General features: G+C 61.8%; 9 protein-coding genes. 3 read left to right on the forward strand and 6 right to left on the reverse strand.

The genetic code is table 11. The annotated features are described in order from the left end of the window. The first annotated feature begins 60 nt into the window (after positions 1-60). Complete coding sequence (locus QZ266_RS05780) at positions 61-498, forward strand: HIT family protein (RefSeq protein WP_295692528.1); 438 nt, start codon at positions 61-63, stop codon at positions 496-498. A 20-nt stretch (positions 499-518) separates the two neighbouring features. Here QZ266_RS05780 and QZ266_RS05785 read toward each other — a convergent pair whose 3' ends face one another. Continuing rightward, positions 519-932: a hypothetical protein gene (locus QZ266_RS05785; protein ID WP_295692531.1), complete on the reverse strand. Its 414-nt coding sequence runs from the start codon at positions 930-932 to the stop codon at positions 519-521. Positions 933-1,015: 83 nt separating this feature from the next. Continuing rightward, positions 1,016-2,815: a DNA helicase RecQ gene (recQ, locus tag QZ266_RS05790; protein WP_295692533.1), complete on the reverse strand. Its 1,800-nt coding sequence runs from the start codon at positions 2,813-2,815 to the stop codon at positions 1,016-1,018. Positions 2,816-3,007: 192 nt separating this feature from the next. On the opposite strand from recQ, the gene QZ266_RS05795 reads away from it, so the two are divergent. Continuing rightward, the gene (locus QZ266_RS05795; RefSeq protein ID WP_295692536.1) at positions 3,008-3,412 is read left to right on the forward strand and encodes a helix-turn-helix transcriptional regulator; all 405 of its coding nucleotides are present in this window, start codon (positions 3,008-3,010) and stop codon (positions 3,410-3,412) included. On the opposite strand, the gene QZ266_RS05800 is transcribed toward QZ266_RS05795, so the two are convergent. After that, a complete protein-coding gene (locus QZ266_RS05800; protein ID WP_295692538.1) occupies positions 3,409-4,242 on the reverse strand; it encodes a DUF2306 domain-containing protein in 834 nt (277 codons plus the stop codon). The two genes, QZ266_RS05795 and QZ266_RS05800, sit on opposite strands and share 4 nt — an antisense overlap. Before the next feature lie 199 nt (positions 4,243-4,441). Here QZ266_RS05800 and QZ266_RS05805 point away from each other — a divergent pair, with 199 nt between their 5' ends. Beyond that, positions 4,442-5,545 carry a helix-turn-helix transcriptional regulator gene (locus tag QZ266_RS05805; RefSeq protein ID WP_295692540.1) on the forward strand — a complete coding sequence of 368 codons (1,104 nt, stop codon included), beginning with the start codon at positions 4,442-4,444 and terminating at the stop codon, positions 5,543-5,545. Positions 5,546-5,912: 367 nt separating this feature from the next. On the opposite strand, the gene clpA is transcribed toward QZ266_RS05805, so the two are convergent. The 3 genes from clpA to QZ266_RS05820 form a co-directional block, all read right to left on the reverse strand. Continuing rightward, positions 5,913-8,222: an ATP-dependent Clp protease ATP-binding subunit ClpA gene (clpA, locus tag QZ266_RS05810; protein WP_295692542.1), complete on the reverse strand. Its 2,310-nt coding sequence runs from the start codon at positions 8,220-8,222 to the stop codon at positions 5,913-5,915. A 4-nt stretch (positions 8,223-8,226) separates the two neighbouring features. After that, positions 8,227-8,556 carry an ATP-dependent Clp protease adapter ClpS gene (gene clpS, locus QZ266_RS05815; RefSeq protein WP_295692544.1) on the reverse strand — a complete coding sequence of 110 codons (330 nt, stop codon included), beginning with the start codon at positions 8,554-8,556 and terminating at the stop codon, positions 8,227-8,229. 421 nt (positions 8,557-8,977) lie between these two features. After that, positions 8,978-9,682: a phasin family protein gene (locus tag QZ266_RS05820; protein ID WP_295692546.1), complete on the reverse strand. Its 705-nt coding sequence runs from the start codon at positions 9,680-9,682 to the stop codon at positions 8,978-8,980. Positions 9,683-10,020 lie beyond the last annotated feature (338 nt).

The following is a 10,020-nucleotide window of genomic DNA, read 5'->3' on the forward strand; positions in this document are numbered from 1 at the left end:
ACGGACCCGGGCGCAACAGGCTAGGCAGGATATCCAGCTCACACGAAGCGGAGAGACATAATGAGCCTCGACGGCGCCTACGATCCCGAGAATATCTTCGCCAAGATCCTGCGCGGCGAACTGCCCTGTGTGAAGGTCTATGAGGACGAGCATGTCCTGTCCTTCATGGACATCTTTCCGCAGGCGCCGGGACATGTCCTCGTGGTGCCGCGCGAACCGGCGCGCAATGCGCTCGAGATGACCGATGGCGCACTGCAGGCCGCCATGGTGCGGGTCAAGCGGATCGCGCTGGCGGTAAAGACCGCCCTCGCCCCGGGCGGGATCGTGCTGACGCAATTCAACGGTGCGCCGGCCGGGCAGACCGTCTTCCACGTCCATTTTCACATCATTCCGCGAACAGAGGGCGAAGCGATGAGTGCCCATGGTGGTGGCCAGGCGGACATGGATGAACTGGCTGACCAGGCCGCCAGGATAGCAGCAGCGATCGAAATGCCCTGAGCGGCCGTTGCGGCTCGGTATCAGCGCAAGCGGCCCTCGAAAGTGAGATAGACCAGCAATGCCATGATCCCTCCTTGCAGGGTGAAGGAGAAGAGCGCCCAGGCGTCGGCATCCACCATGTTTGAAAACAGGTTATTGCCGCCCATGATGATCCAGTCGGCCCGGTCGAGCAGGAAGGACAGGATAAAGACCGGTAGCGCCAGGCGCCGTTCCATCAAGGCCAGGGCCAGTGCCACCCCATTCATGACCACGTGTGAAAAGAAGAAAACTTCCTGCAGCACGGTCAGGCTTTGGACGAAGGCGGCGGCAAGCAGAGGGTCGGGCCATAACCCCATCCGGGCCGTTATGTCATTGACTGCCCAGAACAAACCATAGGCGACCTGCACAGACAGCAGGCCGATCAGGATGTAAAAGGGGGCGTCGCGACGGGGCATGTCTCTTCCTGCTGGGCCGCGCCATGACGTCATGATTTGCCGCAAATGTCATCCGGCTTGCACGTCATGCCCACGGTCCGGCCCTAGGTTTTCAGCAAGTTCAGGAAGTCCGTTCCGAAGGTTTCGAGCTTTTTGGGTCCGACGCCGTTGACGGCAGCCATCTGCTCCAGGGTTTGAGGCTTGAGATGCGCCATGTCGATCAGGGTCGCGTCGGAAAACACGACATAGGCCGGGACATTGCGCTGCGCTGCCAGCTCTCGGCGCAAGGCCTTCAATGCACCGAGGAGCTCGACATCCACTCCGTCGGCCTCGGCCGCGATCGTCGCCCGGCTGCGCTTGGATGCCGCATTCGGTTTCGCCTTGATTTCGCGAATCTCCACGGATTGCTCGCCCTTCAGCACCGCACGGGCGGCCGGGGTCAGCTTGAGCGCGCCGAAGCCCTGGATATCGATCGCCAACAGGCCCGACGCCACGCATTGGCGCACCAGCCCCTGCCAGAAGGGTTTGGGCCGGTCAGAGCCAACACCCCAGGTCGGAAGGGTCTCGTGACCACGCGCACGGATCTTGTCGGTATCCGCCCCGCGCAAGACGTCGATGACATGGGCGGCACCAAACATCTCTCCGGTCCGGGCAATCGCGGAGAACAATATCTGGGCTTCGCGCGTGCCGTCGATCAAGGTCGGCGGATCGAGGCACAGATCGCAATTCCCGCAAGGCTCACCACCGCTTTCACCAAAATAGGCCAGGAGGGACAGGCGCCGGCACCGGGTCGCTTCGCAATAGGAAAGCAGGCTGTCCAGGCGTTTGTGTTCACGGCGCTTGTGATCACCATCCTCACCGTCCTGGTCGATGAATTGCCGGCGCATGCGGGCATCGCCGAGACCGTAGAGCATCATGGCCTCCGCGGGCTGACCATCACGCCCGGCCCGCCCGATCTCCTGATAATAGGCTTCCATGGAACCGGGCATGTGGAGATGGAAGACATAGCGGATGTCCGGCTTGTCGATCCCCATGCCGAACGCAATGGTGGCGACCATGACAACCGCCTCCTCCGCCATGAAGCGCTCCTGATTCTCCCGTCGGGTCTCCGGCGCCAGGCCAGCATGATAGGGCAGCGCCTTGAACCCGCTCTCACACAACAGGCCGGCGACTTCCTCGGTTGATTTGCGTGACAGGCAATAGACGATCCCGGAGACGCCGCGGCGCGTCTCGAGAAAATCCATCAATTGCGGTTTCCACTTGTCCTTCGCTGCCACGGACAGGGTGAGGTTGGGCCGGTCGAAACCGTGCACAACAATCTCGGCATCCTCGCCAAAGAGCTTGGCAGCAATATCAGCGCGGGTCGCTGCGTCCGCGGTCGCGGTGAAGGCCGACAGGCGCGCCTTCGGGAAACGTGTCTTGAGGAAGCCGAGCTCCTCATATTCCGGCCGGAAGCTGGCGCCCCATTTGGAAATGCAATGGGCTTCGTCGACAACGAACATGGCGGGATCGACCCCCTCCAGCGCCGCCAGCATGCGGCCCGTCATCAATCGCTCCGGCGAGAGATAGAGCAGACGGACCTCACCCGATTGCACGCGGCGCCAGTCATCAATATTGGCGTCGCGGTCCCGCCCGGAATGGATGGCGACGGCCGCAACCCCATTGGCCCGCAGCGCCGCAACCTGGTCGTCCATCAGCGCCGTGAGCGGGGACACAACGATCGTCAGCCCATCGAGGATGAGGGCCGGCACCTGGTAGCAGATCGACTTGCCAGCCCCTGTCGGCATCACGCAAAGGGTGGGGCGACCTGCGAGTATATGGTCGACGATATCGGCCTGGCCGGGTCGAAACCCGGGAAAGCCGAAGGTCGCGCTCAAAATCTCGGCAGGGCTCGGCTGCGGCATGGAAGAAGGTCCCGGTCACAAGCCCCCGTTCTGGGCGACTTCGGCGTCAGTATCAATGCGCCGGATACAATCCACACCCGCAAATTTCCGGGGCTGTCGTGCTCATGTCGTGGTGCCGCTGCGGATGGACCGCTATCATGTCTCCACCTGAACCCTACCGGCGACGAAACCGAAGGCAGATAGATGAGTTTGATGGCCCTCAGACAGGCGAAGGGCTGGTCCCAGGCCGAGCTGGCCCGGATCAGCGATCTCAGCGAACGCACGATACAGCGTATCGAGAGCGGGCGTCCCGCCAGCCTGGAGGCCGTGAAGGCGCTGGCGGCGAGCTTCGACCTGTCGAGCGAAGCCTTGCAGAACCGGCTTGCGGCACCGATTGCCACCGTCGACGCGCCGCCGGTCCGCCCATACGGGTCGCCGCTCGCCTGGCACGGCCTGACGGCTCTGGGCCTGATCGCGACAGTCTTTGGCCTCGGCCACCGTTTCGATGCGGACCCTCGACTGGCGGCGGGAACAGCCATGCTGGGTCTCGCCAGCTGGCTGCTCCACCTCGCCTTCCGTCTGTATGTCCGCGATCGCCGATCCGCACCGACTGCCTAGCCGAAGATCAGGATGTTCGGCGACCACATCATCATCCAGGCACCAAACAGGCCCAGGGCCGTGACGCCGGCACCGGCCAGGATCAGACCGGCCACTCCCAGCTTGAAGCCTGACGAGCGCGAGTCCCGGGCCTTCTGATAGGCCTCCAGCAAGACAAGCGGCACGAGGAAGGCCAAATACGGCACAAGGATATCGGTCGGGCCGTCCATCGTCCGGTGCATGCCCGCTCCACCGCTGGCAATGGCCCAGGCCATGTAGAAGACCCGGACGAACCAGACTCCATTCACAACCAGGAAAAGGCGCATCGCCCAGCGACGATGCAGATCAATCCGGCGTGCCATCGCATGGCGCAGGGTGAAGGCTGCGGTGACCAGGATCAGCACGCCATCCAGTGTCGTGCCAAGCGCGGCCCAGTCATTCATCCGCGTCCCGCGCACCCAGACCAGGATGATGCCGCCGACCGCCAGAAAGACGGCGACAGACATGTAGGCGCGACCATTCCAACGATGAAAGGCCGGAAATTTGCGCCTGATCACAGGCAGGAGCTGGATCACGCCCGCCGCGCTGACGAAGGCTGCGAGCAGAACGTGAGAGATAAAGCCGAAATTTCCGAGCGCATCATTCTGGACATAACCGTCAATCAGGCCGGTTTCATTCCAGCGTTCGAAACTGCCGCCCAGCGTTCGCGGGATATAGGCACCGAGGATGTAGACGACGAACATCCACTGGCCGATCGCCGCAATGATGAACCAGAGGACGCCGCTCCCCTGCAGGAATTGTTGCGGGAAATTGCCGTGTCGCCGGACCGGCGCGGCAGATGTGTCAGACATGGTCGAACCCTTTTCACAGTCCTGAAGGCGCGCGTTCAACTCGCCGCCTCGACCTCTCGACCACACAGATCCATGCCCGTCTTGCCGATTTCAAAATCGGCAAACCCGGTTTTATCGAATTCAGGCAGGTTGATCCTGGCCCGAAATGTGCGACACCCATCTGAACGGCGCAGACGCGGAATTCTGGGAGGCGCATCGGATGCTCGACATTGCGAACGCCATCAAGCTCATCGTGGGAGCAGGCGGGATCGCCTCGATCCTCTTTATCCTCTCGATGCACACGCGCAGCGGGCTGCAAATCGCCTGGGCTGTATTCTGTGCCGGCCTCGCCGCCGTGATGATCCGCGATGTCTATGGCGACGCGACGGGCGCCCTCACCCCGGCCCTGGCGATCGCCGGCTGTGCCAGCTGCAGCTGTTTCTGGCTGGTCTCGCGCGGCCTGTTCCGCCCGGATGTGGGTTTTGGCTGGCCTCACGCCTTGCTGGTCGGCGGGATATTCAGCCCCGCCATCTTCAATCAGACCCTGATCGCCCTGTCGGCGGAACGCGTCATTGGCCAGTCCGGACTGGACGGTACGCTCGCGGCATCGAGCAGCTTCCAGGTCATGCTCTCATCGACCGTCCTCGTGCTCGCTTTCTGGGAAGGCCTGCGCGGCTGGAAACAGGCCGAGTCGCGGACGGACCGTCGGCTGCGCATAGGCTTCCTGACGGCCTATGGCGTCTGTGTCAGTATCTGCGTGGCCCTGCTGGACCATGGTGACAGCACGCGTTTCAGCGAAGCCAGTATCGCCCTCATGCAGGCCGTCTGCGGCGCCTCGATCTTTTTTGTCGCCGGATTCGGCGTGATCTGGCGCACACGGCACCCGATCCCGGCACTGTCGGCGGACGCGGTCGCGCGACCCGCTGCCCCCAGTGATGACGAACGCACCCTGGGCGAATGGGTCCGTAACCAGGTCGAGCGGGACGCCCTCTATCTTGATCCGGACCTCAAGGTCGCCAGCCTCGCCCGGCGCCTGCGTGAACCGGATTACCGGATTAGCCGCGCCATTACCGCGGGTCTCGGCGAACGCAATTTCAATCGCTTCGTCAATCGCTACCGGATCGATCACGCCAAGGCGTGCCTGCGCGATCCGTCCTGCCGTGAGACCAGTATCCTGGACATTGCACTCGACAGCGGCTTCGCCTCGATCGGACCGTTCAACCGGGCCTTCAAGGAAAGCGAGGGGATGACACCCCGGCAATACCGCAGCCAGCCCGACAATGCCGGCCGGATGCCCGCGCCCTGCGATTTGGCAGCAGAATAGTCGAGCCCGTTCCGGTGGCGGAAATGCGCTCACCGTATGCATACCGTGACACCAGATTCACTACGACCGGACCGGGCGCGGTCTGAACAGGAATCGGATCCGGTCCGACTTTCAGCGCGGGGAGGCCTGCCGCGCTCGTCGTCATCCCCGGCCGAATCTCGTCGCTTTGGTTCGTCTGGAGCTCGAGAAAAGCGCGATGCATCGAGGTCTGGGAATCGGCGACAGCCGCACCAACCTCCCAGCGTCCCGAAACAGGTCTGGCTATTTAAGCGACAAGACACTGAAGTTGCCGAGGAAAAGACAGGACGACAAAAAAACGGCGCCCCGCGGGACGCCGTTTCTCGTTTGGACAGAAACTTGGTCTGGGTCAGACCTCTTCCTTCTTGTCCTTTTTCTTCGCATTGCGCGGCAGGAGCCGGTCGCCAGGCGTGATGTGGAAGTCCAGGCGATCACCGTCCGCCTCATCCACATCGACCTTCACCAAGCCACCTTTCTTGAGCTCCCCGAACAATATCTGGTCGGCCAGGGGCTTCTTGATGTGCTCCTGGATGACACGGGCCAGCGGGCGGGCACCGAAACGACTGTCATAGCCGCGCTCGGCCAGCCATGCGGTGGCGTCAGCGGTCAGCTCGAAGGTGACACCGCGATCAATGAGCTGGGCTTCCAGCTGCAGGACGAATTTCTCGACCACGCGACCGATCGAATCCGGCGACAGGGGTGCGAACGGAATGACCGCATCCAGCCGGTTGCGGAATTCCGGGGTAAACAGGCGTTCGACCGCCTTGTCCGCCTCGTCCGTCTTCTTGCCTCGGCCAAATCCGATCGATTCCTTTTGCGCGTCGGACGCGCCCGCATTGGTCGTCATCACCAGGATGACATTGCGGAAATCGACCTTCTTGCCATTGGTATCGGTGAGCGTGCCATTGTCCATCACCTGCAGGAGGATGTTGAACAGGTCCGGGTGTGCCTTCTCGATCTCGTCGAGCAGCAACACGGAGTGCGGGTGCTGGTCGACCCCGTCGGTCAGGAGACCGCCCTGGTCGAACCCGACATAACCGGGAGGCGCCCCGATGAGACGCGAGACGGCGTGACGCTCCATGTATTCCGACATGTCGAAACGCTGCAATTCGATACCCATTATATCGGCCAGCTGCTTGGTCACCTCGGTCTTGCCGACACCCGTGGGGCCGGAGAAGAGATAGCAGCCGATCGGCTTGTCGGGCTCGCGCAGGCCGGCTCGCGACAGCTTGATGGCGGTGGCCAGCTGGTCAATTGCCTCGTCCTGCCCGAATACGGTGTGCTTCAGATCCGTCTCGAGGGTCCTGAGCGATTGCTCGTCATCCTTGGACACGGTTTTCGGCGGGATCCGAGCCATCGTGGCGACCACGCCCTCGACCTCTTTCACGCCAATCGTCTTCTTGCGCTTGGACACCGGCTGGAGACGCATTTGCGCCCCGGCCTCGTCGATAACGTCGATCGCCTTGTCCGGCAGTTTGCGGTCGCCGATATAGCGCGACGACAGATCGACCGCTGATTTCAGCGCGTCATTGGTGAATCGCACATCATGGAAGTCCTCGAAATAGGTCTTCAGCCCCTGCAGGATCTTGATGGCATCCGGCACGGACGGCTCGGCAACATCAATCTTCTGGAAGCGGCGAACCAGGGCCCGGTCCTTCTCGAAGTGCTGACGATATTCCTTGTAGGTCGTCGAGCCCATGCAACGCAGACCACCTGATTGCAGGGCGGGCTTGAGCAGGTTGGACGCGTCCATCGCCCCGCCCGACGTTGCGCCGGCACCGATCACGGTGTGGATCTCGTCGATGAAGAGGACAGCATTGTCCTTTTCCTCGAGTTCCTTGACGACCTGCTTCACGCGTTCCTCGAAATCACCGCGATAGCGGGTTCCGGCGAGCAGCGAGCCCATGTCGAGCGAATAGATCGTGGCACCCGCCAGCACGTCGGGGACCTGGTCCTCGATGATCTTGCGGGCGATACCTTCCGCGATGGCCGTCTTGCCAACGCCCGGATCACCAACCAGCAAGGGATTGTTCTTCCGGCGACGGCACAGGACCTGGACGCAGCGTTCGACTTCCGCATCACGGCCGATCAGCGGATCGACGCCGCCATTTCTGGCTTTCTCGTTGAGATTGACGGTATAGGCCGTCAGCGCATCGCCATCCTTTTGCGGCTCCTCAGCCGGTTCGGCGCCGCGTACGGCGCGTTCTTCGGTCGCGCCCGGCTTGCGTCCGATTCCGTGCGAGATGAAATTCACCGCGTCGTAACGGGTCATGTCGCGCTCGGCGAGGAAATAGGCCGCGTGGCTCTCGCGTTCCGCGAAAAGCGCGACCAGCACATTGGCGCCGGTCACTTCCTCACGCCCGGCATTCTGGACGTGGATCACGGCGCGCTGGATCACGCGCTGGAAGCCGGCGGTCGGCTTGGCATCTTCCTCGTCATCAACGACGAGCTCCGACAATTCATTGTCGACATACTCGGTAAGGGTCGCGCGCAATTCGTCGAGATCGACGTCGCAGGCTTTCATCACCGCCGCGCCGTCCTGGTCATCCACAAGAGCAAGAAGAAGATGCTCCAGGGTGGCAAATTCATGCCCACGCTCATTGGCGTAGCCCAGAGCGCGGTGCAGGCTGTCTTCGAGATCTGAAGAGAATGAGGGCACCACTCTATTCCTTTTCCATTGTGCACTGCAGCGGGTGTTGGGCCCGCCGTGCGGCGTCCATGACCTGGGCTACCTTCGTCTCGGCAACCTCATACGTATACACGCCACACATCCCGACACCGTTCTGATGTACATGCAGCATGATTCGCGCTGCATCCTCGGGAGACTTCCGGAAAATACGGACGAGAATCTCGACCACAAATTCCATTGGCGTGTAGTCATCATTGAGTAGCAAAACACGGTAAAGCGAAGGTTTCTTGGTTGCCGGCCGTGTCTTTGTCGCGAGGCCAGTTTCCTCTTCTACGCCGGTATCATCTTGTTTTCGTTCGGTCATATTTTAAACGTGCTCGAATATTACTTCGCTACTCATCGGGACAGATAGGAATCCGTACCGGACTTGGAAAGGGACGGTGAACAGCACCGCCGAAGCGATAGAATAGCACGCCCCGAAAATTCATGCTTCCCGTTTCACCGCGATCGGCCTAGAAAGGCGGTCCCCGTCTCGCGACGGGGTGCCGCCGGAATGGCCCCGTATCAATCACGGGCCCGGTCGGGGAGGACACCAGCGTTTCGCATGCAGCCGGAAAACCGGCGCCGAAACGCAACAGGCCGCTCGGTGCTCGCACCGTGCGCCCCAAGACGGCCACAAGGCCACCCCGCCTCAACGAGGCGACGCCGACAAAAAAAGGGCCCGGTGACAAATCACCGGGCCCAGTCGGGGAGGAAAATTCTGAATTTCGTCAGGTCACACCCGCTCAGCGCTGAGCTTGTGCGAGCTCCATGGCGGCCGCGACGCGATCGTTCAGCGGCTTCACCGAATTCTTGAACATGTCCGAGAAGAGCTCAGAGCTCTTATTGACCTCGGCGAGGTAGTTTTCCATCGCCGACTTGGTGAACTCGGACTGGATCTCGAAGATCTCCTGGACCGACTTGGCCGACGCGAACTTCTTGGTCGCGGCAACGCTGTCTTCCATTGCCGACTTGGCGTAGGTGGCGGCATTGGTATTGGCGGTTTCGATGCCCTTGCCAGCCAGGGTCGCGGAAGCGATCAGCGCCTCAACGGTCTCTTTCTGGAAATTGCTGGCCTCGGTAACCGACTTCAGCGTCTTCTCGAAACCGTCCTTGAGCGCTTCATTGCTGGCGGCGGTCATGCTCTCGATGGTGTCATTCATGGCAAAGCTCTCTGCGGTGCGGGCAGCGGGCTTGGCTTTCGGGGCCGGCTTGGCTGCCTTGGGGGCGGGTTTGGACGGTGCGGGTTTCGCTTTGGCCGTCGACGGCTTGGGCGCGGCCTTCTTGGCTTTCGTCGAGGACTTCGACTTGGCCGGGCTCGTCTTCGCAGTCGCTTTCGCGGTCGCCTTCACCGGAGCCGCATTCGGCGACACAATACGCGGTGCGCTCGGGGCGGTAGCCTTGGCGGCTGCCGCTTGCGGTTTGGTGGAGATTTTGTCGACGTCGCTCATCACGGGTCACTGTCCGGTTGCTACACTTGCTGCAAATGCTCTTCGCAGTCGCAACATTACTACCCACCCCACCGCCCCGGGTCAAGCGATTTATTGTGCAGCGCACAAAACATATATGATGACACCGTCGAAGCCTTAACCTGCTGGCAATGAGCGACCGGCAGGCTGCTCGCCATGATCAAGACAGCGCACCTTCTCATTCTCACCCTCAGCCTCGCTCTCAGCGGCGTCAGCGCGCCTGCCCACGCAAACAATTCGCGCTATGCCGCTTTCGTTGTGGAAGAGAATACCGGCGTCGTCCTGCATTCGCGTCGATCCGAAGCCGAGCGCTATCCCGC

Source organism: uncultured Maricaulis sp., from assembly GCF_905480005.1.
In the GTDB taxonomy this organism is placed as follows: domain Bacteria; phylum Pseudomonadota; class Alphaproteobacteria; order Caulobacterales; family Maricaulaceae; genus Maricaulis.